At 57.5% G+C, this 26,611-nt stretch carries 20 protein-coding genes and 5 pseudogenes; 6 read left to right on the top strand and 19 right to left on the bottom strand.

Going from position 1 to position 26,611, the window contains the following annotated elements; genetic code table 11:
* Nucleotides 1–202 precede the first annotated feature (202 nt).
* Nucleotides 203–1,232 (top strand): annotated as a pseudogene (locus DT23_RS18915) (IS5 family transposase).
* Nucleotides 1,233–1,314: 82 nt separating this feature from the next.
* On the opposite strand, the pseudogene DT23_RS18910 reads toward DT23_RS18915, so the two are convergent.
* Nucleotides 1,315–1,560: pseudogene (locus tag DT23_RS18910) on the bottom strand (transposase); the annotation flags it as partial.
* A gap of 151 nt (nt 1,561–1,711) precedes the next feature.
* Between DT23_RS18910 and DT23_RS05465 the strand changes: the two are divergent.
* Nucleotides 1,712–2,725 (top strand): YhfZ family protein, encoded by a 1,014-nt coding sequence (locus tag DT23_RS05465; RefSeq protein WP_038129109.1) that lies wholly within the window; start codon nt 1,712–1,714, stop codon nt 2,723–2,725.
* A gap of 59 nt (nt 2,726–2,784) precedes the next feature.
* Here the strand turns inward: DT23_RS05465 and DT23_RS05460 are convergent, their stop codons facing one another.
* The 5 genes from DT23_RS05460 to DT23_RS05440 all read right to left on the bottom strand — a co-directional run bounded on the left by DT23_RS05460 (nt 2,785) and on the right by DT23_RS05440 (nt 9,653).
* A complete protein-coding gene (locus DT23_RS05460; protein ID WP_051697065.1) occupies nt 2,785–4,488 on the bottom strand; it encodes a glycerol-3-phosphate dehydrogenase/oxidase in 1,704 nt (567 codons plus the stop codon).
* Entirely contained in the window at nt 4,488–5,978 is a 1,491-nt protein-coding gene (locus DT23_RS05455; protein ID WP_038129106.1) for an FGGY family carbohydrate kinase, read from the bottom strand. Before DT23_RS05455 ends, DT23_RS05460 begins: the two co-directional genes overlap by 1 nt.
* 18 nt (nt 5,979–5,996) lie before the next feature.
* Nucleotides 5,997–6,938 (bottom strand): DUF7973 family transport facilitator, encoded by a 942-nt coding sequence (locus DT23_RS05450; RefSeq protein ID WP_051697064.1) that lies wholly within the window; start codon nt 6,936–6,938, stop codon nt 5,997–5,999.
* A gap of 153 nt (nt 6,939–7,091) precedes the next feature.
* Complete coding sequence (locus tag DT23_RS05445; protein ID WP_038129102.1) at nt 7,092–8,492, bottom strand: FAD-binding oxidoreductase; 1,401 nt, start codon at nt 8,490–8,492, stop codon at nt 7,092–7,094.
* 396 nt (nt 8,493–8,888) lie between these two features.
* Nucleotides 8,889–9,653 carry an IS6 family transposase gene (locus tag DT23_RS05440; RefSeq protein ID WP_038129100.1) on the bottom strand — a complete coding sequence of 255 codons (765 nt, stop codon included), beginning with the start codon at nt 9,651–9,653 and terminating at the stop codon, nt 8,889–8,891.
* Nucleotides 9,654–9,925: 272 nt separating this feature from the next.
* Here DT23_RS05440 and DT23_RS05435 point away from each other — a divergent pair.
* Nucleotides 9,926–10,129: pseudogene (locus DT23_RS05435) on the top strand (DDE-type integrase/transposase/recombinase); the annotation flags it as partial.
* An 86-nt stretch (nt 10,130–10,215) separates the two neighbouring features.
* Here DT23_RS05435 and DT23_RS05430 read toward each other — a convergent pair.
* The 12 genes from DT23_RS05430 to DT23_RS05375 all read right to left on the bottom strand — a co-directional run bounded on the left by DT23_RS05430 (nt 10,216) and on the right by DT23_RS05375 (nt 23,415).
* Complete coding sequence (locus DT23_RS05430) at nt 10,216–11,325, bottom strand: NAD(P)/FAD-dependent oxidoreductase (RefSeq protein WP_038129099.1); 1,110 nt, start codon at nt 11,323–11,325, stop codon at nt 10,216–10,218.
* A gap of 20 nt (nt 11,326–11,345) precedes the next feature.
* Complete coding sequence (locus DT23_RS05425) at nt 11,346–12,110, bottom strand: SDR family NAD(P)-dependent oxidoreductase (RefSeq protein WP_156023866.1); 765 nt, start codon at nt 12,108–12,110, stop codon at nt 11,346–11,348.
* Nucleotides 12,110–13,417 carry a histidinol dehydrogenase gene (hisD, locus tag DT23_RS05420; protein ID WP_038129093.1) on the bottom strand — a complete coding sequence of 436 codons (1,308 nt, stop codon included), beginning with the start codon at nt 13,415–13,417 and terminating at the stop codon, nt 12,110–12,112. Before hisD ends, DT23_RS05425 begins: the two co-directional genes overlap by 1 nt.
* A 45-nt stretch (nt 13,418–13,462) precedes the next feature.
* Nucleotides 13,463–14,422, bottom strand: coding sequence for an NAD(P)-dependent oxidoreductase (locus DT23_RS05415; protein WP_038129091.1), 960 nt, complete (start codon nt 14,420–14,422; stop codon nt 13,463–13,465).
* Nucleotides 14,419–15,183 (bottom strand): HpcH/HpaI aldolase family protein, encoded by a 765-nt coding sequence (locus tag DT23_RS05410; protein WP_038129089.1) that lies wholly within the window; start codon nt 15,181–15,183, stop codon nt 14,419–14,421. The genes DT23_RS05415 and DT23_RS05410 overlap by 4 nt, the downstream gene beginning before the upstream one ends.
* A gap of 12 nt (nt 15,184–15,195) precedes the next feature.
* On the bottom strand, nt 15,196–16,311 hold the full coding sequence (locus DT23_RS05405) for an Ldh family oxidoreductase (RefSeq protein ID WP_081846931.1): 1,116 nt from the start codon (nt 16,309–16,311) through the stop codon (nt 15,196–15,198).
* Nucleotides 16,308–17,240: a TAXI family TRAP transporter solute-binding subunit gene (locus DT23_RS05400; RefSeq protein WP_038129088.1), complete on the bottom strand. Its 933-nt coding sequence runs from the start codon at nt 17,238–17,240 to the stop codon at nt 16,308–16,310. The genes DT23_RS05405 and DT23_RS05400 overlap by 4 nt, the downstream gene beginning before the upstream one ends.
* Before the next feature lie 35 nt (nt 17,241–17,275).
* On the bottom strand, nt 17,276–19,123 hold the full coding sequence (locus DT23_RS05395; protein WP_038129086.1) for a TRAP transporter permease: 1,848 nt from the start codon (nt 19,121–19,123) through the stop codon (nt 17,276–17,278).
* Nucleotides 19,120–20,460, bottom strand: a complete 1,341-nt coding sequence (locus DT23_RS05390) for a TRAP transporter large permease (protein ID WP_038129084.1) — start codon at nt 20,458–20,460, stop codon at nt 19,120–19,122. Before DT23_RS05390 ends, DT23_RS05395 begins: the two co-directional genes overlap by 4 nt.
* Nucleotides 20,450–21,055 carry a TRAP transporter small permease subunit gene (locus tag DT23_RS05385; RefSeq protein ID WP_051697063.1) on the bottom strand — a complete coding sequence of 202 codons (606 nt, stop codon included), beginning with the start codon at nt 21,053–21,055 and terminating at the stop codon, nt 20,450–20,452. The genes DT23_RS05390 and DT23_RS05385 overlap by 11 nt, the downstream gene beginning before the upstream one ends.
* A 69-nt stretch (nt 21,056–21,124) precedes the next feature.
* Complete coding sequence (locus DT23_RS05380; RefSeq protein ID WP_051697062.1) at nt 21,125–22,204, bottom strand: TRAP transporter substrate-binding protein; 1,080 nt, start codon at nt 22,202–22,204, stop codon at nt 21,125–21,127.
* A 155-nt stretch (nt 22,205–22,359) separates the two neighbouring features.
* A complete protein-coding gene (locus tag DT23_RS05375; RefSeq protein ID WP_051697061.1) occupies nt 22,360–23,415 on the bottom strand; it encodes a LacI family DNA-binding transcriptional regulator in 1,056 nt (351 codons plus the stop codon).
* A 109-nt stretch (nt 23,416–23,524) separates the two neighbouring features.
* Here DT23_RS05375 and DT23_RS05370 point away from each other — a divergent pair, with 109 nt between their 5' ends.
* The 3 genes and pseudogenes from DT23_RS05370 to DT23_RS19950 form a co-directional block, all read left to right on the top strand.
* Nucleotides 23,525–24,397, top strand: coding sequence for an amidohydrolase family protein (locus DT23_RS05370; protein WP_051697060.1), 873 nt, complete (start codon nt 23,525–23,527; stop codon nt 24,395–24,397).
* A gap of 276 nt (nt 24,398–24,673) precedes the next feature.
* Nucleotides 24,674–25,418 (top strand): annotated as a pseudogene (locus tag DT23_RS18900) (IS6 family transposase).
* Between the two features lie 53 nt (nt 25,419–25,471).
* Nucleotides 25,472–25,585: pseudogene (locus tag DT23_RS19950) on the top strand (SMC-Scp complex subunit ScpB); the annotation flags it as partial.
* A gap of 211 nt (nt 25,586–25,796) precedes the next feature.
* Here the strand turns inward: DT23_RS19950 and DT23_RS05360 are convergent.
* Complete coding sequence (locus tag DT23_RS05360; RefSeq protein WP_038129137.1) at nt 25,797–26,231, bottom strand: DsrE family protein; 435 nt, start codon at nt 26,229–26,231, stop codon at nt 25,797–25,799.
* Between the last annotated feature and the right edge of the window lie 380 nt (nt 26,232–26,611).

The raw sequence follows: 26,611 nt of genomic DNA, 5'->3' as shown, positions 1-26,611 counted from the left end.
TGATTTGGGACCTGATCTTCGAACACCATCGGGGCCCGCGACATCTGTAAGGTCGCATCTTGAGGCCGGACATATGTCAGAACCCGACGACGCGTCAGAAAATGCTTCAGAACCCCTCTTGCGCTAAGGGCGGTTACATATGTTGCAGAAGTCAGCTCTGGAAGGATTCACACTGCGAATCCGGTAGGTTAAGAGGGCGCGCATGAGCAAGCCTGACCCTGCCCGCTACCGCACGACGAACTGGAAATCCTACAACGAAGCGCTGAAGCGGCGTGGGTCGCTTTTGATCCGTTGACCGGCAACACATGCTTGCATGTGTGAGAGGTTGGCTCGACAAGGACATGGTGTGGCTGGCGCCCAAGGCCGGTCGCATGGGCGACCGCCGGTGTTCTGCGATGCGGCGATCCAGTTCTGCCTGATGGTGAAAGTGCTGTTCGGCCCTCCGCTCCGACAAACGACCGGGATGGTGTCGAGCATCCTGCAGATGGCGGGGCTGGATTGGCCGGTCCCCGACGTCTCCACCCTGAGCCGCAGACCAAAGACCATCACTGTCGAGGTCTCGAGCCGTCGCGCGGCAGGTCCCCTCAACCTGTTGGTCGACAGCACAGGGATCACGTTTCTCGGGGATGGAGAGTGGCTCGCTCGCAAGCACGGCACGCATCGCAGACGCCAATACCGCAAGGTCCACCTTGCGATGGACACGGGCTCCGGCGACATCCTGGCCGTGGAATTCACGTCCAGCCGCGAGGGCGACAGCCCCGTCCTGCCGGACCTCCTGGATCAGATCCCGCCGGATCAGGAGATCGGCACCGTGACCGGTGATGGTGCCTTCGACCCGGGGCTCCGCCCGTTCTGGGCTAAATTGATCCACTGGATCAATTCCGGGACGCCCTTCACCCCGCCACTGTCATGCCGCGATCCTCGCACGGGGCGGCACCGCACTCATCCCCATCCGCAAGAATGGACGCTTCTGGAAAGAGGACTGCCCCGCTGCGCTCGCGCGCAATGACATCCTGCGCGCCACCCGGCTCCTCGGGCGAGCGATCTGGAAAAACTGGTCTGGCTATCACATCCGAAGCCGGATCGAGGCGAAAATGCGCTGCCTCAAGTCCTTCGGAGAGAGGATCGCCTCAAGAGACCCCGACCTCCAGACCGCCGAAATCCACATCCGCATCGCCCTCATGAACCGCTTCAACTCCCTCGCCCAAGCCGAGATTGAGCGCGTCGCCTAAGGCTACCGGGGAAAGGGGTAAGCTCGCCTCGAAGACGACTTCTGCAACAACGCCCTGCGTAATCGCCTGCCGGATAATAGGTGGCTTTTTTTAGGATGTCCCTCTCCTCCTTGAGGATGCGGTTCTCACGCCGAAGCCGTTCGTTCTCCCGCGCAAGCTCGCGGTCCTCGGGCGATACCACATCCGTGTCGCGGTGCGCCGTCACCCACTTGTTCTGCGTCGACAGCCCAACGCCCAAATCATCCGCAACTTGCCGCCGTGTCAGTCCGCTGGTCAGCGCGATTCGCACTGCGTCTTGGCGGAATTCGTCCGTCCGTTTCAGTCCCATAGTCAGTCTCCTTTGTTGCAATAAATGCTATCAAAGGGGCGGCATCAAACCGCGACAGGTCCAACGGTACGGTGGCGCACAAAGACGCCGCGTTGACAGGCATTGGCACGCGCGTTAGGTCCTTCTGGTCCAAGGCAGAACGAAAGGCGGGATGACGCGCAATCAGCGCGGCGCGATGCCAAAGCATACGGCGAGCCCAATGCCACGAAGCACATCGGTTTCCACTGGCGACCAGGCCATCCTCAATGCGACACGGTCCATTGTCACACATGCGCTCGCCTCGGGGTTGGACGGAAAATTGCCGACGAATACGTGGTTTTTCGAAAGATACGGAATTGTCGCCGGTACGATGCAACGTGCGCTTCGAGTTCTGAAGGAGTCGGACGCGCTGGAGACCCGGTCAAAGGGGCATATGGGGCGGGTCATCACCCATATCGACACTGGGCTTTGCTGGAACATTGCGAAGCTTCCCGCAGTGCAATTGCTGATGCCATCGAGCGGATCGATCGAGATCGACGTGCTTGTCGAACATGTCACCGGCAAGCTTGGGGCAATGAACATTCCCTATTTCATCTCCAACGCCACTGGGGGCGAACGCCGGATCGCCCAGGTTCTGAAGGGAGATTTCGATATCGCTCTGACCTCTATGGGCGCGGCGCGGAATATGGTTGAGACCATCCCCGACGCCTGTTTGCGCACAATGCCTCCCGAGACCTACTACTCCTCGCGCCGGCTGATTGTCGTTTCCCGGTCGGGTGAGGCCCGCGATGACTGGAAGACCATCGCTATCGACAGAAATTCCTCGGATCACAACGACATCACGGAGGCGGAGTTTCCGTCGAGCGAAGGCTATTCGCATGTCGAGACCGATTTCCGGCAGGTTCCCTCGCGCATCCTGCGTCGGGAGGTCGATGCGGGGCTGTGGCATCTGACGTCCAGCCCGGTACCATTGGAACTGGCGGGATTGCGGGCCTCGATGCTCCAGCGAGAGACAGCGGTGGAGATTCACCGCAACCTGTCCGCGGCGGCCTTTGTCGTGAACCCGGAACGGCCCGAGCTGGTGTCTCTTTTGGCGGAACTGGACGACACGCTGGTCATGCAGGCGCAGCTGACAGCCTTTCATCAGGAAGATCCATATCTGAAAGCCTTCGAAACCATCGGCTGAAAAGAAGCCGGTCCCGGGACAGGGGCCGGCTTGTCTTGGCGGTGAGGGAGGGGACAGGCTCAGCTGGCCATATCGACGACCGTCTGAGGGGAAGCAGAAGCCTCGAGCGGTGTCGGGCGGTGTTTGGCAACAAGCGCCCGATAGTCCTCGATCTGACGCGCCATTTCTTCATCGCTCCAACCGAGAAGGGTTTGCATCACCTCGGCAATGCGCGCGATCTTCTGGGTGCCGCCGGTCCTGTCCCAGAAGAAGGCCGAAACGCGTCGGACAAGCAGGTCGCGCAGCGAGGCGGCAGCTTCCTGCGTCACGCAGTAGTGAAGCTCGGCTACCGTCAATCCACGCGCCCCAAGATCTTCCTGCATCGTCTCGTCCTGTGACCAGAGATGTCCGAGCGCGAGCGCGTTATTGCCGTAGCGCCCGGTCCAGCTGACAGCGAGCCCGGGCGGAATGCCCCGTTCCTGCAGCTCCGCCGCAAGATCGTTGCGAGAATAGCGCGGCACGCCTGCGCGGCGGTCGTCGCCTTTGCGATGGGCGCCGGACAGCGGCACCTTGTCGGCGCTGTAGGGCAGCAGAGACGGCGACAGATAGGTGTTGCGATCCGCCTTGACCACCGCATCCAGCAGGTGCCGGGCCATAATCCGGTTGCTGGTCAGTTTGCCCCCGACAATGGAAAAGACACCGGAGGGGCTGCGGATGATCTGATGCTCCCGCGGGGTCCTGGCGTTGTCCAGATCTGCCTTTGGCGCGATCAGCGGGCGCAGGCCGGCCCAGGAGCCAACGATATGCTCCTCGGTGAGTTTTGCGCCCGGCATCAGGTGGTTGGCGACATTCAGCAGGTACCGGATGTCTTCTGCCTCGGGGTAAACGTCATCGAGATCGCCGTCGTAGGTCGTGTCGGTCGTGCCGATGAACACCCGGTCGTCCTGCATCGACGGGATCGGCCAGACCACCCGGCCGTCATCGGGCGAGCGCATGAAGACAGCGGAATGCAGCGAGAAGTCCTTTTTCCGCAGGACGATATGCACGCCCTTGGTCGGGCGCAGCACGTGGGAGGTCTCGTCCTCGAACCGCAGGATCGTGTCGGACCAGGGCCCCGTCGAGTTGACGACATAACTGGCCGTGATCGTGCCCTCCGCGCCGCTCAGCCGGTCGCGCACCTTGATGCCATTGCAGCGGGTGTCGTCATGGGTAAGCCCGATCACCTCGCAATGGTTGATGATCTGCGCCCCGTGTTCGGACGCGCCCTTCACCGTGTCGATGGTCACACGGGCGTCGTCGGTGGACAGGTCATAGAACATCGCCGCGCCAAGCAGCCCGTCTTCGCGGAACTGCGGTTGGCGCTCCAGAACATCTGACTTGCTCAGCATTTTGTGCCGGCGCTTGCTCCCGCTGCCAGACACCACGTCGTAGAAGGTCAGGCCAAGGTTCAACAGCCATTTCTTTTCGGGGCTGTCCTTGTAGACCATGTAGAGAAAGGGCTGAACCTTGGCCAGATGGGGCGCCAGCCGCAACGCCATCTCGCGTTCGCGCACCGATTCCGCCACCAGCCCGAATTGATAGGTCTCAAGATAGCGCAGCCCCCCGTGAATAAGCTTGGAGGACCGGCTGGAGGTTCCCGACGCGAAATCCTCTTTTTCGACCAGGACCACCCGCAGCCCTCGCAGGGCTGCATCTCGGGCGATCGCGGCGCCCGTGATGCCACCGCCGATCACGGCGATGTCGAAAGTGGTTCCGGAAAGGTCTGAAAGACTTGCCCGTTTCATCACTTGCTCCATCCTCTTGAGCGCTCGACAGCCCGTTCCCAGGTTGCGTATTGCGCGTTGCGGGTTTCTTCATCGGTCTTGGGCGAGAAGGTCGTCTTGTTGCGGCCGACGCCAAAGGCCTCGCTTTCGGTCTTCCAGATCCCGACACCCAGACCGGCCATCAGCGCGGCGCCAAGGCTTGTGGCCTCTACCGAGCGCGGCCGGATGACATCGACACCCAGCTGGTCGGCCTGGAACTGCGCCAGCAGGTCATTGGCCGACGCCCCGCCATCGATGGCAACCGCGTTGATCTCGTAGCCCGAGATCTCGGTCATCGCGTTGACGAAGTCGCGCACCGAATAGACGATCCCTTCCAGGCAGGCCCGAACGATGTGCCGGCGCGTTGTGCCCGGCGTGATACCGATGATCATGCCGCGGGCATAGCTGTCCCAATAGGGGGCCGACAGGCCGGTCAGAGCGGGCACGAAGTAGACGCCGCCATTGTCCTCGGCCTTCATCGCTTCGGCTTCAGATTCCTTGGAACTGCTGATGATCTTGATCCCGTCGCGCAGCCACTGCACCGCCGAGCCGGTGCTGCCCGCGTACCCTTCGAGCGCATATTGGGTCTTGCCGTCCTTGCGCCAGGCGATCTGACAGCAGATGCCGGAGCCGGTGTCGATCTTCGGCTCCGTCCCGATCAGCATGTCGAGGAAGGTGCCGGTGCCGTGGGTGCATTTGATGTTGCCCGGTTTGACACATTCCTGCGCGAAAAGCGCCGCGTGCTGGTCGGCGATCACCCCGCTGATCGGCACGGCCGTGCCCATGACATCCGGGTCGGTCTCTGCCACCTTGCCGGAGTCATCCACAACCGACGGGTACATCGAGACAGGAACACCCAACGCCTCAAGCCACTCGCCGTACCATTCGTCGTTCAGCAGGTCATAGGACCCGGTCACCGAGGCATTGGAGGCCGAGATGACATGCGACTTGCCACCGGTCAGGCAGTGGATCAACCAGGTGTCGATGGTGCCGAAGGCCAGTTCCCCGGCCTCAGCCCGGGCTTTCAGCCCATCCACGTTTTCCAGCATCCACTGCAAGGAAAGCGAGGAATAGACCGGCGCCAGAGACCATCCGGTGCGGGAATAGACCTTTTCACCCCAGTCTGGGGCCAGTTCCTGGGCCCGGGACGCAGTGCGGGTGTCCTGCCAGACGATGGCGCGGGTGACAGGCAGGCCCGTGGCGCGGTCCCAGACAACAGTTGTTGCGCGCTGGTTCGTGATGCCGATGCAGGCGATGTCGGCCATGGTGATCTTCAGGTTGTCGAGCGCCTGATCGATCATCTTCTTGGTGGCGTCCCAGATCTCGGTGGCGTCCTGTTCCACCCGGTCTGGTGCCGGGTGGTAGTTGGGAAACTCCGTGTAAGCCTGGGTCAGGATGTGGCTGCGATCATCATAAATCAGCGCGCGGGTGCCTGTGGTGCCGGAGTCGATGACGAGGATGTGCTTGGTCATTGTCATGTCTTTCCTCGATCAATTTATCGCAGTTGCAAGCAGGATGGCAGCCGTGGTCAGCGGCCAGATGGCCGAGGCCGGCGGGTCGATATGGCTGTCGCCCCGGATCAGCCAGAAGCGCGAGAAACACTGGCCAAGAAGCGCAGCCGCAAGGCCACCGAGCGCGCCCACGAGGACGAGCACCACCTGGTTCTGGGTCACGACCATGAATTGCGCGGCGGTGACGGCGGAAACAGCCGTGATGTGATGCGTCACCGGGACGAACATGTTGAATCCGAGGCAGAGAACGGAGATTGCCGAAATCGCGAAGCCGAGGAAGATAACCGCGGGCGCTTCGGGATAGGCGGCGAGCATTTCCACCGCAGCCCAGGCCGACATGCCGCCAACACCGAATCCGATTGCGGTCGTCATTGCCCAACCGTCCTGATAGGGCAACCAGGCATGGGTCTTGGTTGGCTTGAACTTCGCCCAGCCCGTGACACCTTCGCTATGGGTGCCGACGAGGCCGGTCTTGCCAAAGACGAGCCGCGCTGTGACAGCAGAGATAACAACGGTAAGCGCGATCCCGTCGGTGTTGGTGCCGATGGACGGCATTGCGAGCAGTAGCGACTGGACAAGATAGCCGAACAGACCAAATCCCGCGCCGACGAAAAGCACGTCGGGTTTGCCGAGGCTGGCAAGCGGGGTGACGATGTCGCGCCCGCTTTCAAGATAGCCCTTGCCGCCCGCATAAGCCGCCGCGGCCACGCCACCAGCAAAGGAAATATGCGGCCCGAAGAAGGAGCCGAAAGCCACCTGTGTCAGGAAATCGCCCGCGCCGCCCGAAAGCAGCACCCCGATCCCGGCAAGGATGGCGAAACCGGTAAAGACAAACGCCAGCAGCGCCCCGAAGGCTGCGCCTACGAAACCGCCTGCCAATGCCCCCATGACACCCATCATGGTAATGCTCAAACCCTCCATCATATCCTCCTGTATTGGTGGGTTCATTCACGCTTACGTCTGGCTCGTCTCCTCACACCCCTCCCGGACGCTCCCTGACACAGCAGACCGCTTCTTGCGTGAACATCAAGTATTTCGGGGCGGCCCGACCGGGCCGCCGCCCTGATCCGTTGTTCAGTCGAGCCCGAGCTTGCCGGGGTTCAGAATTGAATTGGGGTCCATCGCTGCCTTCAGTTTGCGCAGCACCAGATGTGCATCGCCCAGCGACCGCCGGCTGTAGGGCGACCGGGCAAGCCCGCCGCCGTGGTGGTGCGAAAGCTCCGCGCCGTGCTTGAGGCAGACCTCCATCGTCGTCTTCCAGATCTCGCGCAACCGCTCGACCGCAGACTCGTCGCTGTCTTCCTTGCTCAGCATGATCACGTACATGGACGTGCCCTGCATGTAGATGTGCGAGAAATGCGAGAGCACCTCGTCAGCCAGCGGATCGAGCGCCTGTTTCAGATCCTCCCAAAGCGCATGGATCGAATCCCAGTTGTGGGCGATCTCGATGGTTTCGCCAAAACCACCGCGCGACGCCAACAGGGCTTCGACAGTGGAAAAATCGTAGCGACGCCCCATCCAGCCTTCCACGCCCTTGGGCCCGATGGCCTTGCCGCCGTGGGTTTCGATAATCGTCTTCAGCGCGGATTGTTCGGCAGCGACCATCGTCTTCAGGCCGCGGCTACCGACGAACAAAACCGGGGTGGCAAAGCTCTTGTCTGCCATCGCATGCCGGGCTTCCTCGGTGTCGTAGAACCGCACGAGGAAGGGCCGCAGGTTGGAGGCCATCAGCTCTCGCATCGCCGCCAGACCATCCTTCACGGTCGGGATCGTGTAGGTCATCAATTCTTCGGCTTCCTGCTCGGGGAAGATCTTGAGCGTCACCGACGTGATGATGCCCAACGTCCCTTCGGACCCAAGGAACAGCTGCCGCAGGTCCGGACCCATCGCGGCGCGCGGGTTGGCTTGCAACGAAACCTTCTCGCCCGTCGCCAGGATGATGTCATAGCCAACGACAAGATCCTCGATCCCGCCATAAAAGGACGAGAATTGCCCGGTGGCCAGCGTCGCCAACCATCCGCCAACGGTGGAGCGGAACAGCGATTGCGGCGAGTGCCCCATGGTCCAGCCGGTCTTGTTCAAACGCTCTTCCAGACTGCCACCATTGTAGGAACAGGTCGCCGTCACGGTCATGTTCGTCTCGTTGACGCTGTATTCCCGCGGCATCCCGGAGAGATCGAGCACAATCCCGCCGCGCGTCGGCAGCGGCTGCCCGGTGACGGACGAGGCGAGCGCCCGGACAGTAACGGGGGTAGATGTCTCGTTCGCAATCCGAAGCACGGTGCAGATATCGTCTTCGCTGATCGCACGTACGACAATGTCTGCCATGTTGGGATGCTCGCCCAGCAGGTTCAGCTTGGTCATCAGCGGCCAGGTATCGTGACTGCTCGCCTCCAGATCCTTGCGCGATGTGGAAACCTTGTCGCTCCCCAGCTCGCTCCTCAATCGGGTGATGGTGTCCGTATGATCCAACATTTGGTCCTCTTTGCTCCAGCTCAGCTTGGGAGCCCTTCCGCTTGACACAGGGCTCGATTGGTTCTTCGCCTTATAACTCCAAAAGTGGAGTAATCATTTATTTGAGTATTAAGCCGAGCTGCGCGAAAGTCAATGAGAAACAACCGACATCGAAATCCGGCCCAGCATTCTCGTGCAAGGACTTGAACGCGTGCAGAAATTCCTGAAATCCACACTAAAGATGTATTGAGATGCGACATTAATCCATCGTGACGGCGTCGCGACTCGGTCTCCAGGCCAAAACGTCGCCTATGGCTGCAATCGACTCCCTGGAGGGGGTCTGATGCCGGAAAGTGCAGAATCCGGCTCTGTTGCAAACTTCATCACAGGACGGCGTTACCCCTCCATTGGACACATTTATGCTGCGGCTTTGAAATGCTCTTCGATCAGCGTCATTGCCTCAGTCATGACACATGGCCCGACACCGAAGGCCCGTTCGATCATCCGCTTTTCGTCGACCGGATCGCGCGTTAGGTTGAAGGCGCGTCCCTGGCCCTTTCGCAGCGCGCGCATCACCTCGAAACCCTTGATTGTGGCGTAGGCAGTCCTCATCGTCTTGAAGCCACGCACCGGTTTGATCAGCTGCTTGAGCTTGCCGTGATCGGCCTCAATGATGTTGTTCCGGTATTTGACCTGGCGGTGCTCCACGTCCTTGGGGCAGTTGCCCTCTTGCTTCAGTTCGCGGATGGCCTGGGTGTAGCACCCGGCCTTGTCGGTGTTGATTTTGGACGGTTTTTCCCAGTCTTTACAGGCGCGGATGGCCTTGCCCAGACATCGTTTGGCCGCTTTGGCATTGCGGGACGAAGACAGGTAAAAATCGACCGTGTTGCCCAATTTGTCGACGGCCCGGTACAAATATGTCCACTCGCCGCGCACCTTGATATAGGTCTCGTCGACCCGCCAGCTATCAGACATCGGCCGCCGCCATTGCCAACGCATCCGCCGCTCCATTTCGGGGGCGTAGCGTTGCACCCAGCGGTAAACCGTCGAATGATCGACACGCACACCGCGCTCTGCCATCATGGTTTCAAGGTCGCGGTAGCTGAGGCCATACCGGCAGTACCATCGCACAGCCCAGAGCACGACTTCACCGCTGAAATGCCGCCCTTTGAAGTCGTTCATAGCCAGTTCTACACGATCAGACTGAGATGACACGGCAACCCGCCTCCAAGTTTGCAACAGAGCCATTCCTTTGATCCCAACGACGCCCGGATCGACAGGATCGTCGAACGACTTCACCTGCTTGCGAAGAAATGGACCCTGCGCCCCCGCAAACCCAAAGCCCCCAAGGGCACGACCTGAGAATTGCTCCCATCTGCGGTCCACGCCGGATGGTTGCTAATCATGTCCGGACTCAAGCACCTTTCGGCATCCCAGAAGGTTTGCGACACAACCGGTCAGTCAAATATCTGAACAACATTGTCGAACAGGACCATCGCTTCATCAAGCGCATCACCCGTCCGATGATGGGCTTCAAGGCCTTCCACTCGGCCGCCGCAACTATCGCCGGGATCGAGACGTCCCACATGATCCGCAAGGGTCAGATCCCGGCCAATGGCAGCTGCGCCTTACAGTCCTTCGCGGAGCTGGCGGCATAACTATATTCAGCGGATAGACCTTTTCAAACCAGCGGAAACTTTGCGACGCAACCAGCGTCGCGCCGTCATCGACATCTTGCACGATCTCATTTCAAAAGCTCCCTCAGATCCGCGGCAATAGATAGCGACGCAGTCAAACCAGGAGATTCAATACCATAAAGCATGGCATGCGGGCCCGATAGATTTTCCGGGCCTTCTATACAAAAATCAGGGTAGTCTGCCCCGGCGAGCTTTGGTCGAACACCAGAATAATCCGGCTGCAGACTGCCTGCGTCGAGCGTCGGCCAATAGGCTTGCACGGCGGCGGCGAAACGGTCGCGCAGCTGTGCGTCCACAGTGTAGGAAATTCCGTCGGGATGCGGGTTGTTAAGCCATTCCGTATCCGGGCCAAATTTTGCACGCCCGTTCATATCAAGCGTGACATGTACCCCTAACCCGCCGTCTCGGGGAGCTGGATAAATCAGCCGTTTGAACGGTGCCTTGCGTCCGTAGGAAAAGTAGTTTCCTTTGACAAAACGCATCTCTGGCGGTTTTGGTAAACCCTCGATCCGCCCAGCGAGATCCGCCGCCCAAAGCCCCGCACAATTAACCAGCGACCGCGTTGTCAATTGCATGGGCTCATTCCCACCGATCTCCAAGTCCACCGCGCCTGAATCTCTAACCTGCCCGCCAAGGATTGGGGCACGCGTAACAAGTTGCGCGCCATGGGCTTCTGCCTCGCCCAGAAGGGCAAGCATGTAGTTGTGGATATCGACGATACCGGTCGAAGGAGAAAACAACGCCGCCGTCACCGAAAGTTCCGGTTCCAGTTGGCGCACCTCATCCGAACCCAGCATTTGAAGGTCGGCAACCCCGTTGGCTTCAGCTTTGCGAATGATGTCGGGCAGTGCTGCACATTCGGCATCTGTAGTAGCCACAATCAGCTTCCCACATTTGCGATGCGGAACGCCACGGGCGGCGCAATAGCTGTACAACATCTCCCGCCCGCGCACACAATGCCGCGCTTTCAGCGACCCTTGCGCATAGTAAATACCCGCGTGGATCACCTCGGAATTACGTGCGCTGGTTTCTTCCCCGAAGCGCGCGTTTTTCTCAAGGATCAAAACCTCTCGCCCGGCCATCGCCAATGCCCGTGCCACTGCGATGCCAACGACACCGGCACCTGCAACGACCGTATCAACCTCGAAGCGTTCCATTGGTTATGCTCTTTCGTTTCTCAATCGGCGGTCCAGCCGCCATCAATCATCAACGCCGTTCCGGTGACCATGGCACTAGCGTCTGATGCAAGAAAAACGACCGCGCCCATAATATCCTCAATCTCGCCAATACGGCCGAGTTTGATCTTTCCTTCAATCCACGTCCGACGCTCGGGGTCATTAAAGGTAGATTGGGTGAGTGGTGTGCGGATGAATGTGGGACAAAGCGTATTGATCCGGATACCCTGCTTACCCCATTCGATTGCCATTGATTTGGTCATCCCTTCCAGGCCATGCTTCGTTGCACAATAGACAGCTCGATCAATGCCGCCGACATGGCCCATCTGGCTGGAAATATGGATAATTGACCCTTTCTTGCCAGCCGCACGCATGGCTTTGGAGCTGTAGGTTGACAGAAAGTATGCCCCCCGCAAGTTGATGGCCATGGCCGCATCGTAGTCCTCGGGGGTGGTGTCATCTGCGGGCCCGTGTCTCGCCAGTCCAGCAGAATTCACCACGATGTCAAATGGACTAGCCGCTTCAATCGCCGCAGCAACGGAATCGAGATCCCCCACATCAAGGACCAGTACTTCAACAGAATGCCCGGCGGCGCCAAGGGCGTTGGCAGCTTTCTCCAGCTGCTCAATCCCCCGTGCGGCCAATACGACATGCGCGCCGGCCTCGGCCAACGCAACAGCGCTGCCTAGACCAATTCCGGACGATGCCCCGGTGACAAGGGCGCGACGTCCATCCAACCGGAACGACGGTGTTTTTGGCAACTCCATCATACTGCTGCGGTGCCGTAAGCTACGTTCTTGCCGCCATAGCGGCGCACCCGTAGATTGCACTGCTCCGCATGACCAACAAAACCCTCAAGCATACACAGACGCGAACCGTATTCGCCGATCAGCGTAGCAGCCTCATCTGTTATAATTTTCTGGTAGCTGTGTGTTTTCAAAAACTTACCAACCCAAAGCCCCCCCGTGTATCGGCCAGCCTTTTTGGTAGGCAAGGTGTGATTGGTCCCGATCACCTTGTCACCATTGGCCACATTGGTGCGAGGCCCAAGGAACAATGCCCCGTAACTGTGCATGTTTTCCAAGAACCAATCATCCCGATCGGTCATGATCTGCACATGCTCGGACGCGATATCATTGGCGACTGAAAGCATTTCGTTGTAACTGTCACAGACAATCACCTCACCGTAGTCTTCCCAACTCATACGAGCGGTATCTGCAGTGGGCAGAATTTTCAGAATACGATCAATTTCTGATAGTGTTTCTTCGGCCAGCTTTTGCGATGTGGTCACCAAAATGGCTGGACTGTTGTAACCGTGTTCCGCCTGTCCGAGCAGGTCTGTAGCGCAGAGCTCCGCATCAACGGTTTCGTCTGCAATAACCATCGTTTCAGTAGGCCCGGCAAAAAGGTCGATCCCGACCCGGCCATAAAGTTGGCGCTTTGCCTCGGCTACAAACGCATTGCCAGGGCCGACAATCATGTCAACGGGATCAATGGTTTGCGTCCCCAACGCCATCGCGCCAATCGCCTGAATGCCGCCCATTACATAAATCTCATGCGCACCACCAAGCTTCATAGCTGCGATAACCGCCGGGTTGGGCTCACCCTTAAACGGCGGTGTCGCGGCGATGATGCGCGGCACGCCGGCCACGCTGGCTGTGAGCACCGACATATGCGCCGAGGCCACCATCGGAAATTTTCCGCCCGGAATATAGCACCCGACAGATTGTACAGGGATGTTCTTGTGACCAAGGATCACCCCGGGCATGGTTTCCACCTCGACATCAAGCATCGAGTCGCGCTGCGCTTGGGCAAAGTTGCGTACCTGCTCCTGAGCGAATTTGATGTCCGCCAAATCGCGATCCGATACTTTTTTCATCAGATCGTCAATTTCGGCATCCGACAGTTTGAGGCAAACGGGCGAATAGTTATCAAACTTTTCGCTGAGCTCGCGGACGGCTTCGTCGCCGCGATCTTTGATTTCGGAAAGGACCGTTGCGACGATCTCACGGGTCTTTGCATCGTCATTGGCACGGTCGGCTTCGGGTTTGCCGGTTTTGAGATAGGTGGCCATTGCGGTCTCCTTTGAATTTTGAGGCTTATATTTAGTAAATGGGTGTCAAGATGGGGCGAATGCCACCATTCGATCGGGGAGTGTTCCATCGAGAAAATCGAGAGCGTTCTGCGCCGCTCCTGTGGCCATACGCATGGCCCCTTGTTCGGTCATCGCAGCCGAATGCGGAGTAACGATAACATCTTTGCGGGACAGAAGCGGATCATCCTGAGCCGGTGGCTCGGATGCCAGAACATCGGTTGCATAAAGGGCGGGCCGTCCGGCATCGAGCGCTGCAAGCAAGGCATGCTCATCAACAATCCCACCACGTCCGGTGTTGACCAGAATAGCGCCTGCGCGGAACTGTGCCAGTAAAGCCGCATCAACCATATTCGCGGTCTGCGGGCTGTGTGGCAAGTGCAGGCTGACAATATCGGCTTCGCCAACAGCTGTTTCCCTATTTTCGGCCAATTTCAGTCCAGCGGGAAGCGTGACATCAGCAGGTAAATAGGGGTCAAAGACCGTGACTTCACCGCCAAAGGCCGCGGCACGGGCGGCAAACGCTTGCCCGATCCGGCCAAAACCCACCACCAAAATTTTGCTGCCCTGAACATCGCGACCACCCAAGGCATCCCGGCGCGCCCAATCCCCCGATCGAACAGCTTGATCAGCAGCGATCAAATTGCGACAGCCCGCCAACATCAACGCAAAAGCGTGTTCGGCAACCGAGACATAGTTAGCATCTGCAGAGACCGCGACAGTCACACTGTTTCGCCCCATTTGGGCGAAGTCCAGATTGTCGCATCCCACCCCGTGGCGGGAAACCAGACGCAACGATTTTGCGGTGTCAAATAGGGCGGGATCTAGATGCCGTCCCCGTAAGATCAGGATCTCGGCATCCGCCATATGCTTTGCGATAGAGGCGTCATCCGGTTGCGGTAAATGCACCAACTCGATGTCCTGCCGAGCGTGCAACATCGCAAGACCCGCCTCGTGGATCGGATCAAGGGCCAAGACCTTAATCATGATGTAGCTCCATCCGCTTTCGCTGCGCTGACGGCGCCGACAGAAAAGAAATCCTGCATGGGTTTGTGCTCACTCGCGACGGCGACAACGGAAATCCCGCGCGCAAAAAGCGTCGAAGCATCAGCCATTGAGGGTGCGAATGTAGCCACGGGCAAACCCGCCTTGGTCGCCACAGCGATCACATGATCAACCGCCTGGGTCACGCGCGGTGATTTCAGGTCATTCACGCCGTAGGCCACCGCCAGATCGGCAGGCCCGACAAATAATGCCGTAATCCCTTCAATTGCAGCGATCTCTTCGATGTTATCCACCGCAACCGGATCTTCGATTTGCGGGATGATAACTGGATTGGTGGATGCTGCCAGATGGTCGGGCATACTTCGTCGACCATATTCGCCGGCACGATTTGTGGCGCTATAACCGCGGCCATTTTCTCCGTAATTTGCCGCGCGCACGATAGCGGCCGCCTGGTCGCCCGAGGTCACATGCGGTATTAGAAAGCCATCCGCACCAACATCCAGAACCCGAAGAATGTCTGCCGGGCGATCATCGGTCAATCGCACCAGAACCGGCTTTTGTACATACCGTGCGGCCAGAACCGAGCGGTCAATCTCTGCAATGCCAAACGTCGAGTGTTCGCCATCTAGGATAAAAAAATCCAGACCCGACCCACCTAGGGCTTCAACAACCGAATGGTGCGGAGTCTTGATAAAGGTTCCTACAAGTGGGGTTTTACTACGCAGGGCGTTGAAAAATGTCATTGAGATAGCTCCTTAACTGATTGGATCTACAGGCGCAGGACGCAGTAAATCGGCCTCATTTACAGTGATTGAAAGGGATCGAACGATTTCGATGATCCCGTCAAAAACGGTATTTGAGAGCGGCAAACCATTTGTACGCCGGTCTCTCGCTGTCGCGCGTTCTTTATCGCCCGGAACAAGCACGCGGTCAGCGCCACGGGCCGGGCGCGCATCGCGCACATAGTTGATGTAACTGGCGGCCTCGCGGGCAAAACCCTGCGGATCATCGAGACGGGCAGGATCAATAAATATAGCCAAAAGACCGTTTCCAAACCGGTGATCAGTGGCCCCATTGGTGCCATTCCCGGTCAACGCACCTGCCAACATCTCACAGGCCAAGGCCAGACCTGACCCCTTGTGATCCCCCATTGTGCGCAAGGCACCATCGCCGGCACGGGGGTTGGGCACTGCCGCCGCCAACGTATCGCCATAAAGCGCATAGGGATCGCCTGTCAGCTCACCATTTGCGTCTACCAGCGCATCGCCAGGAAGGGACTTACCGCCTGTGCCCGCAACCAACGCTTTGCCTTCCGCCACAAGCGAGGTCGCAAAATCAAGGATAAAGTCATTCCCCCCTGCCCCCGGCACGCCAATGGCCACAGGTGCCGTTGAAATACATCGTTGCGCCGCCCCAAAGGGGGCCACGAGCCGAGAACCTGCGACATTACAGAACTGGATACTTGCCAGTCCCGCACGGCATGCCTGTTCGGCATAAGACCCAAGTCGCCCAATATGGCCTGCACGCCGCAATGCGACAATCGCCGTCCCGTGTTCTTTAGCGCGGGCAATCCCAATGCTCGTGGCTTCACGGGCTAGCCATTGCCCCATCCCGTCACCGCCATCAAATTGCATCAGCGTCGGGGTATCAATCACGGCTCTCAAAGGCTGAGCCGCTTTGATCTGCCCGGTCCCGAGCCAAAGATGATACCGCAGAATACGGATCACGCCGTGGCTGTCGTGACCGCACAAACTGGCATCGACAAGGTGCCGTGCCACTTCGGCTGCCTCTTCCTGCGTGCAGCCATCGGCACGCAGGATTTTGTTCAGCACTTGTACAAGCGCATCCGGGTCAACGAGAACAGTGCTCATTTCTGGGCAACTTCCGCAAACAAGCGTGCCGAGCCGGGATGCTGCGGAATACCCACATCTTGGCCAAGTGCTTCAGGCGTGGTGTTTTTGATCGCGGCAACGGCAATCCCCAAATCGCCAAGCCGCTCATAGATAGACTTGGTTACCTCATAAATTGTCTCTTCGGAGACGTTGCAATTCGCGATCACATGGGTGCCGAAGCTGACCGATTGCACCGGACCTTCCATGCCGGGATATGCGTCGGCCGGAATGGTGATCTGGGTGAACCCTGCGTTCACCTCTTTCATCTTGGCAAACATCTCATCCGAGATCGGCAGAAGACGCAGATCGCGCGAGGCGCCAACATCCATTACCACGCCGGCCGGAATGCCGGTGGCCTGAAAGAAACCGTCAACCTGGCCGTCCTTCATCATGTTTACCTGATCTGACATCGAGGCAAAGTTCACCTGATCCAGATCGTCATAAGTAACATCGACGGTCGACAAGACCAGTCGTGCCAGCTGCTCGGCGGTGTTGCCACGCGGCGTGACGGCAAGGCGTTTGCCTTTCATGTCGGCAAATGAATGAATATCGAGATCCACAACCGCGCCTTGAATCACCTGCGGATACAGGTAGGCCACGTTGCAGATGCCGTTCATCGGCTCGCCAAACGGTTCGCGACCGGCCAAGGCATCAACGGAAGAAATCGTGTTGCTGATCCCGATTTGCGCCTGACCCATGGAAATCGCCTTGATATTCGCCAGCCCGCCACCGGGACGAACCTGAATCTGAATATCATCATTCAGGTCTTCAACTGCGGACTTGATCGCCCCGCCCGTGGGATACCAAGAGCCGCCCGGGCTACCGGTGACGAACACAAGGCTCTCCGCCTGAGCCGCACCGGCGATCATCACGATTGCGCAGCTTACTGCGGTCAATGTCTTTTTCATTGTGGGTCTCCTCATCCCAAGGGGTAGATTTAAGGCTACGCTTTCGCGCAACTTTCGGCTTTCTGGCTTTGCAGCCAATATGCAACCACGCCCATTCCCAGCCCGACCAGATCAGACGGTAGCCCCTGATAGATCAGCAGCATGGCAGCAGCGACGAACAGAACGCGTTCGGTTATATCCATTCGGCGGGTGAAGTAGCCGTGCAATCCAGCCGCTAAAAAGGTCACGCCCAACACGGCGGTCGTGGCCGCGACCAAGATCTCAGGCACTGTGCCCTGCATGATCAAAGCCGGGCTATAGACAAACATGAACGGTACGATGTAGCCGGTAAGTCCCAACTTGAACGCAGCCATCGAGGCAGGCCACAGCTTTGCACCCGATAGAGAGTTGGCCGCAAAAAGCCCGATCGCTACCGGAGGCGTGATTGCGGACATGATCGCAAAATAGAAGGCAAAAAGATGTGCGGCCTCAAGCGATACCCCGAGCCGGATCAAGGCCGGAATCAAGAGCGCGGTCTGCAGGATATATGCCGGTGTCGTTGGCAACCCCATACCGATGATGACCCCGGCAATAGCCGTCAGGATCAGCGCCAGAAGCATTGAATCGCGGGCAAGAAGGCGCACGACGCCGGTGAATTCAAGACCAAGACCGGAATGAACGACAACCCCCACAACAACACCGGCGCAGGCGCAGGCAGCCGCAACTTGAACAGCATTGCGCACGCCGTTTTCGAGCCCCTCCATGAGGTCGGTTATACGGAATTCATCCCGTGTAACCTTGCGCATAAGGGTCGTAGGCAGGATAGATAGCATTCCGTAAAAGGCCGCGTAGGCAGGGCTATAGCCAATAAACAGAGTTGAAATGATGACAATTAGCGGAATGATCTGATGACCGCGTTCGCGTAATACTACACCAAGATCCGGAATATCCTTGTCATCCAGACCGCTCAAACCTTCCCGTTTGGCCTCGAAGTGGATCGCCAGAAAGACGCTGACAAAAAACAGGAGCGCCGGGATTAGCGCGATCATCATGATATTGAGATAGCTGACTCCCATGATCTCAGCCATGACAAAGGCGGCAGCCCCCATCACAGGCGGCATGATCTGCCCGCCTGTTGAAGACACGGCTTCGACCGCACCGGCAAAGGCGGGGCGATACCCCAAGCGCTTCATGAGCGGGATCGTATAACTGCCCGTGGTCATGATATTAGCAACGGCACTGCCCGAGATGGAGCCAAACAATGCCGACGATAGGCTGGCCACCTTCGCCGGGCCCCCGGTAGAACGGCCCGCCACAGCGGTGGCGAAGTCGATAAAGAAGCGTCCGGTGCCTAGCTTTTCAGCCATCGAGCCAAAAAGGACAAAGAGAAACAGGTAGGTGGCCGAGACATTAAGCGGGATGCCGAAAATGCCCTCGGTGGTGAGATACATCACATCAACGGTGTAATTCGCACTCAACTTGCCAGTGGCCAACGCGTAGACAACAAAAGCGATCGCTGTCAGCGGCAATGCCGCGCCCAAGGTCCGGCGGCAGGCCTCAAGCACCAGAAGCGTCAGTGTGACCCCTAACCAGAACTGCTCGCGGCTTAACTCGTCGACAAACTGGAACCGGCTGTAGAGCGCGCCCTGGTTTGCGATCAGATAACCTATCGTCACGAGAACGCCGACCACAAACAGCAGATCAGGCAGTCGTAGCACCCCTCCCCTGCCTTTAAAACTTGGGAAAAGCAGGAAGATGATGATCAGGGCAAAGCCCAGATGGACGCCACGGAAAACAAATGGCTGAGGCGCGCCATAGAGCACCACATAGAAGTGGAAGGCCGTCATACCCAAAGCCAAAGTGAGGAAGATCAACCGTTTAGGAAGAAAATTCGAAAATTTCATCCTAGTGCCCTCACAATCCCAATAGTCAGGTAGGGAATAAAGATTACGCTCGCCAAGCCAATCAGTTGAAGCACCACAAACGGAACCGCACCCTTGTAGATCGTCCCAATACTTGTGCCTTCAGGTGCAACGCCTTTGACATAGAAAAGCGAGAACCCGAACGGCGGTGTCATGAAAGAGGTTTGCAGATTTACGGCTACTGCAATGGCAAACCAGATCAGTTGTTCGTTTGGTGTAAATCCCAGACCAAAATCCAAATCTATGATGATGGGTGTAAACAGGGGGAGCACGACGAAGGTGATTTCAATCCACTCAAGAAAACACCCGAGGACGAACAAGATGATCATGAAAAGAGCCATCATTCCGAACGGGCTCAAACCGGTACCAGTTACGGCGTCGCGGATCATCTCGTCGCCGCCCAATGCTTTGAAGACGCCCGAAAACACGGTCGCGCCGATCAAGACGAACAAGATCATCGCAGTGATCTTCCCGGTCTCGTAAACGACCTCTCCCATGCCATTGAGATCAAGTTTGCGGCCGATCAGCGCCAACAAAGTAGCCCCAAACGCACCCAAAGCCGCAGCTTCAGTTGGGGTGGCAACACCCGCGAGGATGGAACCGAGTACCGTCCCTATAAGCACCAGCGGGCCGGAAAGATCGCGCATCAGTTCGAGAACGGCGCGCCAACCAGGCGTGCGATCACGCGACGTGACCGGCGGCGCCATATCGGGTCGCACCCGCGCAAGGATTAAAATATATGCGACGTAAAGCACGCTTAACAGCAAGCCAGGCAAGAACGCCGCCTTGAACAAATCCCCCACAGACACCTGCAACATGGAACCAAGCACCACCAGCATGATCGAGGGCGGGATCAGAATACCCAAAGTGCCCGAGGCCGCGACAAGGCCAGTTGCCAATTGTGGGGAATAGTTTTCGCGCAGCAAAACCGGCAGCGCCAGAACGCCCAGCATGACCACCGATGCGCCCACAATACCGGTAGAAGCCGCTAAGACGACGCCAAGCAGCGCGACCGCAATGCCCAGTCCACCACGGACTCCCCCCAAGAGGCGTTCGAACGAATAAAGCAGGTTAGCGGCAATGCCGGACCTGTCCAGCATCAAGCCCATGTAGACGAATAACGGAATGGCCAACAGCAACCAGTTGCTCATGATCCCGAAAATTCTGGATACAGCGAGTTGCAGCGTGAAAATCGGCAGCCCACCGATAAAGAGAAAGGCTACGCCCAAACCGCCAAGGACCAAGGCTACAGGATAGCCCGAAAACGTCCCTACAATCAGGCAAAGCCCCATGATTATGGGCAGAAGTTCAACTTCCATGATTATCTCCCGCGGGCGATTTAGGTGCCGGAGCGCCCATTAATGTCAAAAGGTTCCGAAGGATGCGCGTAACCCCAAGGGAGGCCAACAACGTGAAGCCAATTGGAACAAACATCTTGATCAACCAGCGATGTGTAAGACCGTCCTCATTCGACTGTTCACCTGTTCGATAGGCCATTTCCAACAAAGGCCAAGATCGGTCAATTAGGATGACGCATAGGGGCAGCAGGAAAAATAAGTCGCCCAGAATTTCAACAATCAAGGCAAAACGAGGCGAGAACCGCGATGACACCACATCAACACGCACATGGCGGTCGCTGTGAAGAGCAAAGCTACCCGTCAGCATCAGAAGAACGCCGAACAGATACCATTGCAATTCCAACACCGAATTCAGCGTCAAACCCGAACCGAAAAGCGGGATGCTCCCCTCCCAGTCCAGAAATTGCGTCACCCGGAATACACCACCCAGTATGGACAGCAGCACCGACAGGATGATCGGAATCAACAACCAGCAAGACAGCTTTCCTATGCTCGCAATGATTTCCGCAACGCGGTCCAGAACGCGTGCGAATTTTTCGACGAACCCGTCACTCATGTCCCCCTCCCATGCTAATTAGGTGTCTGCCGGGACCTATCACGCGTCCCGGCAGGCGATTGGCTCGACCTATTCCAGACCGGCAGGCAAAGCCTGCAGTTCGTTCCACGGCGCGTACCGCTTCACATGCTCTTGAAGGCTTGCATGCGCTTCGTCGATCAGCGGGTACTTGGCGCGGTTCTCTGCCAAAACCTCAAGCCAAACCGCGTGGATCTGCTTGATCAGTTCAGGCGAGAATTTACGCACTTCGAAGTCGCCATCGGCTTTCATACGGTTCAGCGCATCAATCTGCAGAGGGATCGTTTCGGCCATAGTACGCTGCACTGTTGCACGACACGCTAGCGTGACTTGCGCTTTTTGTTCGTCTGAGAACTGGTTCCAAGTGTTCTGGTTAATGATCAACGAGTTCCACGCGGTGGACTGATGCCAGCCCGGGAAATAGTAGTATTTAGCCAGCTTGTAGAACTTGTGGCTTTCATCCAACAGCGGTGACGCATACTCCGTCGCATCAATCCGGCCGCGCTCCATCGCCAGATAAATCTCGCTTCCTGGCAATGCGACCACCGACGCGCCAAGCTTGGTCAGCACTTCGCCACCCCAACCAGACATCCGGATTTTCATGCCCTGATAGGCCTCAAGGCTGTCCATTTCTTTGTTGTAATAGCCGCCGGATTCACGGGGCTGTGCGGCACAAGGCAGGATCTGAACACCAATCGGATCAAAACCCTTTTGCAGGATATCAAGCCCGCCACCCTCCCAGATCCAAGATGCCAGCACTTCGGTATCCGGACCAAACGGCGTGCCAGCAAAGTATTTGCCAACGGGAATTGTTCCACCAAAAAAGCCGGTCCAAGTGAACGCAGCTGGAACTGCCCCGGTAGACACAGCGTTCAGGATTTCAGGGACCGGGATCAGCTCGCCATCTTCGTGAAATTTCAGGTCGATATCGCCCCCTGTCGCCAGACGAATGTCATCAGTCATACGCTGAGCCATTTCGCCAAGATACGAGTTTCGCGACATGTTCGTAGGCATGTCCAGATGGAACGCTTCTTGCGCTGAAACGGGCGTCACCGACGAAAGTGCAGCGGCCAATGCAATCGCGGAAACCGCAAAACCGCTCCCGCAATGGGAAAGCAACTTCTCCAACATGAATCTCCTCCTCAAGGTCATGTTACGCCACCACAAGGTGGCTATTTAAAGTCGTGTGCAACAACTAACGCATATTATTGCACACGTATGCAACATAAAGTTTGCACAAATCGCAACATCTAGAAATCATGAGGAAAACTTGCCTGCAGGAGGCGCTAGCTAGGCAAGGAAGAGGGCAGGCGCGCAGACCCACGCAGAATCAGGCGCCCCTCAATCAGTACCGTTGGCGCCTCAACAACTTCGCCAGCCAAGAGTTGATCCAGCAAATCTATAGCGGCAACGATCATCTGCGTCCTGCGCTGGCGCACGGTCGTAAGATTGAAGCTCGACCAGCCCGCCATTGGGATATCGTCAAATCCCGTCACGCTAACATCGTCCGGCACCGAAATTCCAAGTTCATTTTTGAGGCAATCCAAGACCCCAAGCGCCATCACATCATTCGCGCAAAAAATTGCATCCGGCGGCGTAGCCGACATCATCAAACGCTTTGCGGCCTCGCGCCCACCCTCATAGGAGAAATCTCCATATTCTTGGATTGGCGGCTCTAGACCCATCTGGGCCAACCCCTCAGTAAAGCCCCGCAAACGGTCACGGTTGGTCGAAGACATCTCGAGACCGTTGACGTAAGCGATAGAGGAATGGCCACCGCGCACCAGAAATTCCGCCATCATTTTCGAGCTACGAACGTTGTCCGTCTGCACCGTGGGGACACTCTCCGAGGAGATGGAGCGGTTAAATAAAATGACTGGAACGCCGTTTCGGCGACAATCAGTGACCGCCTCCGAGGTCAACCCAGAAGCCGCCACAATCATAGCATCCACCTTGTACTGTAGCATGGCACGCATCCCGATCTCCACGTCGTCAAGCGTTGGGGCCAGGTAGCACATCACCCGAAGATTGTGGCGCTGAAAATGCTGCAAGAAGCCTTCAAGAACGAGCCCATAGAACGGGTTACTCGGGCTCGCCAGAACCAACCCAATTGTATCGCTGCGACCAGAGATAAGACTGCGTGCCACTTGGTGTGGGGCATACCCCAGCTGTTGCGCCACCTGCATCACGCGTGCCTTCGTTTCGGGATCAACGCTGGTGTTCGGAGTGAAGGTCCGACTAACTGTTGATCGCGAAACGCCCGCCAGTTCGGCGACGTCCGAGCTTGTTGGGCCGATAGATTTACCGCGTCCACGCGTTCTCTTTTTTGTTTGATCTGACATTTGCAATTACCCTAAGAACCGCTCGCTCAATTCAGATTGCACAATTTGCAATGCTGTGCAATTATGAGTGGAAATTAACTCACGCCCCGCTCCCAGAAGAGATAGCACCATGATACCCAAAGCCACTCCACCATTGTCCCCGTCCGCGCCGATAGTATCACCACCATCCAATGCCTGCGACTCGCATTTCCATATCGTCGCCGGAGAAGGAGAGTTCGAGCGCTATGCCCATCGTGTCGAAGACCCTTCGGATGGCACCTATCTGGACTGGCTAGGCCGCCTGCGCAATCAGATGAATGTGCTCGGACTGTCACGCGGAGTGGTGGTGCAATCCATCCTTTATGGCACGGATAACTCTATCGTCGCGCGCACTATTCAAGAGATGGGTGCAGATAACTATCGTGGCGTTGCAGTGGTTCCCGATGCTGTCACCGACCCAGAACTGGACAGTTTGCGGGATGCCGGCATTATGGGGGTCAGAATGAACTACGTTCACGGTGGCGTCATGTCATGGGGCGGAGCAAAGGCTATGGCCAACCGGTTGAAAGATCGTGGTATGCACGTCCAAATGTTGATCAACTCACATGACCATATGGCGGAGTTGGCCGATGACATCCGCGCAATGCCGGTTCCGGTGGTTTTGGACCATTTTGGCTGGCCCGATCTATCTCGGGGCGTGAATGACCCCGGCTTCATTCTTTTGCGGCAACTTGTGCAAGAAGGGGCTGCTTGGGTCAAGCTATCCGGCTGTTTTCGATTTTGTAACGCCCCTTACGACCAAGCCGATGCGCATATAGCGTCTTTGGCAGAAGCCAACTCGGAACGGTGCCTCTGGGGCAGCGACTGGCCTTATTTGATGATGGCAGATGCGATAACGCCGGACCCTGGAAAACTTCTGGATGCGCTTTACCGCGCAGTGTCTAGTGACGTCGCGCGACACCGGATCATGTCTGCTAACCCCGAATTTCTCTATGAGTTCTAATCTTCCAATTGATGCCCCCCCGCTCGCGACATGAGGCACCAGTTGAGTGATGAAGCGGTCCGTGCTGCGCGTATGAAATTCCAGCTCGCCGTCAATTTCTTCTGCGGCACGGCGCACCTCATCGGGATCGACTATGACAGATCGAAAGCGTGTCTGACGTCAGCACTTATGGGGCTGATTTGGGGGTGTTGTCACATAAACCTACCCGTGTTGCCGACGCCAACATTTGCTCGTAGGCATCTCGGATGAGCACACAATCAATCGGCTACAAGCGCCATCCATTGCCCGACAGTCGCTGCTAGCAGCGATGAGAGGGGATTTCCACCAGCGATTATCACTCACGCTGTTTGGCTGTATTGTCGTTTCAACCTCAGCCTTCGCGAGGTTGCGTTGCCTGACAGCGCATTTGCAAAATGCGCGAGAAGGAGGAGATGTTTCTGGAACGAGGGATTGATGTTTCATACGAGACCATCCGCAGATGGGTTGCGAAATTTGGCCCATCCATCGCGCGCAGAATGCGCTGCCGACAACCACTGCCCGGCGACATCTGGCATCTGGACGAAGTTGCCGTGAACGTCAAAGGCAGGAAACTCTGGCTGTGGCGTGCTGTTGATCAGAACGGCGTAGTTTTGGATGAAATCCTTCAACGAAAGCGCGACAAGAAAGCAGCGAAACGCCTGCTGCACAGGTTGATGAAGAGACAGAAGCGGACGCCAAAACGTTTATCACCGACAAACCGAGGTCCTATGGTGCAGCCAAGCGTGAGATGGTGCCGAGCGTTGAGCATCGGTCGCACAAAGGCCTCAACAATCGGGCGGAGAACAGCCACTTGCCATTGCGAAAACGGGAAAGGGCGATGCAGGTATATCGTTCGCCTGAAAGTCTGCAGAGGTTCGTATCAATCTACTCTGCCATCCGAAATTGCTTCTGCGTTCCGGCCCGTCGTCGCTCAGCCTTAACAATTCGATACCACCGTCTCGAGGCTTTCGACGCCTGGAATGCCGTCACACGGGCAGCTTGAAACACGGACATCAGGATTTCTCCTTGGTCACGCCGTTAAGGTGACAACGCCCGACCGAGCAGTTCCTCGTCGTGTTCGATTTGGAGAGCCTTCGCGATCTTCCCGATCGGGAGCAGCTGGAGGATGCGGGGGTTGTGGGCGAAGCACCACAAGTAGGCTTCGGCTGAGCTCCCACCTCTGCTTTCGATCAGCTTCTGCCAATATGGGCCGCGCAGGAAAAAGGGTCACAAGCGCTACACTCGTCGGGTAGCATGGCGATTTTCTGGCCCGTTGGGCAAATTCTCAAAGAAAGAGCAGCTTAACCTGACAGCCCCGTCCGATCAGATGCCCGAATTAACCTGTAATCCCCGCCGGGTTACTGCAACGCGCCCTTATCCCTTATGGCCGCAGATATGCATAACCGTCCGCCTGCAACTCCATCAATCGAACAGCGCCAGACGGGACAACTTCGGCTTCGCTCACGAGAGGCACATCCTTGCGTTCCTTCTGGGTCATAGCCTCCACCGTGTTGAGGCACGCTGAAAAGGTGATGTTGTCCAGCTCTAGCGCCATGACTTCGATCCGGTCCGCCACCGGGGATGTGTCCTCACGCAGCATATGGAGGCCGGGACCGTATGTCACGATCTCAATCGCCACCTCTTGGCCCAGGCTTTCGTAGTGTTTGGCGATGTTGGCGGCATTGTTCAGCGCCATATTCATTGTCTGAATGCTTTCCTCGTCCACATGGATCGCGACCTTCGCCGGATCAGCGAAAACTGGCGCAGCAACGAGGCTTAACCCCAGCAGCGCTGCACCAAAAATACGTGAGTTCATGCCGTTCTCCCATTCTCCCATTGCGTCGATCTCCCCCTGTATCATGCGATGCGTATCACTTCTTGGCAAGCCAAGACCCTTCGCGACAGCCGTGACACCCGCTGGCGCGCTTTCACGCACCGGTGGATCGGGTAGTGGTCGGACTGCCCTTCTGTGCGGCTCTGTTGATGGCGTGGGGAAAACTACGTTACGATACGTCCAAGAACGGCTTCGTGACGGATATCACGGAGCAAAATGTCAAGGGCGCGCCCGCCCGTGACGACAACTGGTATTCGGATCGGGACTGGGAGCGCCGGACATATGATCATTACGGCGTTCCACACTCCTGGATTTGAAGAGCACACCGCAGACACATCGGTGGCGGTTCCCTTAGAAAGCCG

The organism is Thioclava indica, assembly GCF_000714545.1.
Classification (GTDB): Bacteria; Pseudomonadota; Alphaproteobacteria; order Rhodobacterales; family Rhodobacteraceae; genus Thioclava; species Thioclava indica.
This window is presented reverse-complemented; position numbering and strand designations above follow the sequence as displayed.

What these genes read in the sequence shown, in the direction of transcription:
- DT23_RS05460 (WP_051697065.1), bottom strand. Translation starts at nt 4,488, where the DNA reads ATGAAACGGGCAAGTCTTTCAGACCTTTCCGGAACCACTTTCGACATC.
- DT23_RS05395 (WP_038129086.1), bottom strand. Translation starts at nt 19,123, where the DNA reads ATGAAATTTTCGAATTTTCTTCCTAAACGGTTGATCTTCCTCACTTTG.
- DT23_RS05385 (WP_051697063.1), bottom strand. Translation starts at nt 21,055, where the DNA reads ATGAGTGACGGGTTCGTCGAAAAATTCGCACGCGTTCTGGACCGCGTT.
- DT23_RS05455 (WP_038129106.1), bottom strand. Translation starts at nt 5,978, where the DNA reads ATGACCAAGCACATCCTCGTCATCGACTCCGGCACCACAGGCACCCGC.
- DT23_RS05370 (WP_051697060.1), top strand. Translation starts at nt 23,525, where the DNA reads ATGATACCCAAAGCCACTCCACCATTGTCCCCGTCCGCGCCGATAGTA.
- DT23_RS05390 (WP_038129084.1), bottom strand. Translation starts at nt 20,460, where the DNA reads ATGGAAGTTGAACTTCTGCCCATAATCATGGGGCTTTGCCTGATTGTA.
- DT23_RS05360 (WP_038129137.1), bottom strand. Translation starts at nt 26,231, where the DNA reads ATGAACTCACGTATTTTTGGTGCAGCGCTGCTGGGGTTAAGCCTCGTT.
- DT23_RS05410 (WP_038129089.1), bottom strand. Translation starts at nt 15,183, where the DNA reads ATGACATTTTTCAACGCCCTGCGTAGTAAAACCCCACTTGTAGGAACC.
- DT23_RS05450 (WP_051697064.1), bottom strand. Translation starts at nt 6,938, where the DNA reads ATGGAGGGTTTGAGCATTACCATGATGGGTGTCATGGGGGCATTGGCA.
- DT23_RS05465 (WP_038129109.1), top strand. Translation starts at nt 1,712, where the DNA reads ATGACGCGCAATCAGCGCGGCGCGATGCCAAAGCATACGGCGAGCCCA.
- DT23_RS05400 (WP_038129088.1), bottom strand. Translation starts at nt 17,240, where the DNA reads ATGAAAAAGACATTGACCGCAGTAAGCTGCGCAATCGTGATGATCGCC.
- DT23_RS05440 (WP_038129100.1), bottom strand. Translation starts at nt 9,653, where the DNA reads ATGAACGACTTCAAAGGGCGGCATTTCAGCGGTGAAGTCGTGCTCTGG.
- DT23_RS05405 (WP_081846931.1), bottom strand. Translation starts at nt 16,311, where the DNA reads ATGAGCACTGTTCTCGTTGACCCGGATGCGCTTGTACAAGTGCTGAAC.
- DT23_RS05375 (WP_051697061.1), bottom strand. Translation starts at nt 23,415, where the DNA reads ATGTCAGATCAAACAAAAAAGAGAACGCGTGGACGCGGTAAATCTATC.
- DT23_RS05430 (WP_038129099.1), bottom strand. Translation starts at nt 11,325, where the DNA reads ATGGAACGCTTCGAGGTTGATACGGTCGTTGCAGGTGCCGGTGTCGTT.
- hisD (WP_038129093.1), bottom strand. Translation starts at nt 13,417, where the DNA reads ATGGCCACCTATCTCAAAACCGGCAAACCCGAAGCCGACCGTGCCAAT.
- DT23_RS05415 (WP_038129091.1), bottom strand. Translation starts at nt 14,422, where the DNA reads ATGATTAAGGTCTTGGCCCTTGATCCGATCCACGAGGCGGGTCTTGCG.
- DT23_RS05425 (WP_156023866.1), bottom strand. Translation starts at nt 12,110, where the DNA reads ATGGAGTTGCCAAAAACACCGTCGTTCCGGTTGGATGGACGTCGCGCC.
- DT23_RS05445 (WP_038129102.1), bottom strand. Translation starts at nt 8,492, where the DNA reads ATGTTGGATCATACGGACACCATCACCCGATTGAGGAGCGAGCTGGGG.
- DT23_RS05380 (WP_051697062.1), bottom strand. Translation starts at nt 22,204, where the DNA reads ATGTTGGAGAAGTTGCTTTCCCATTGCGGGAGCGGTTTTGCGGTTTCC.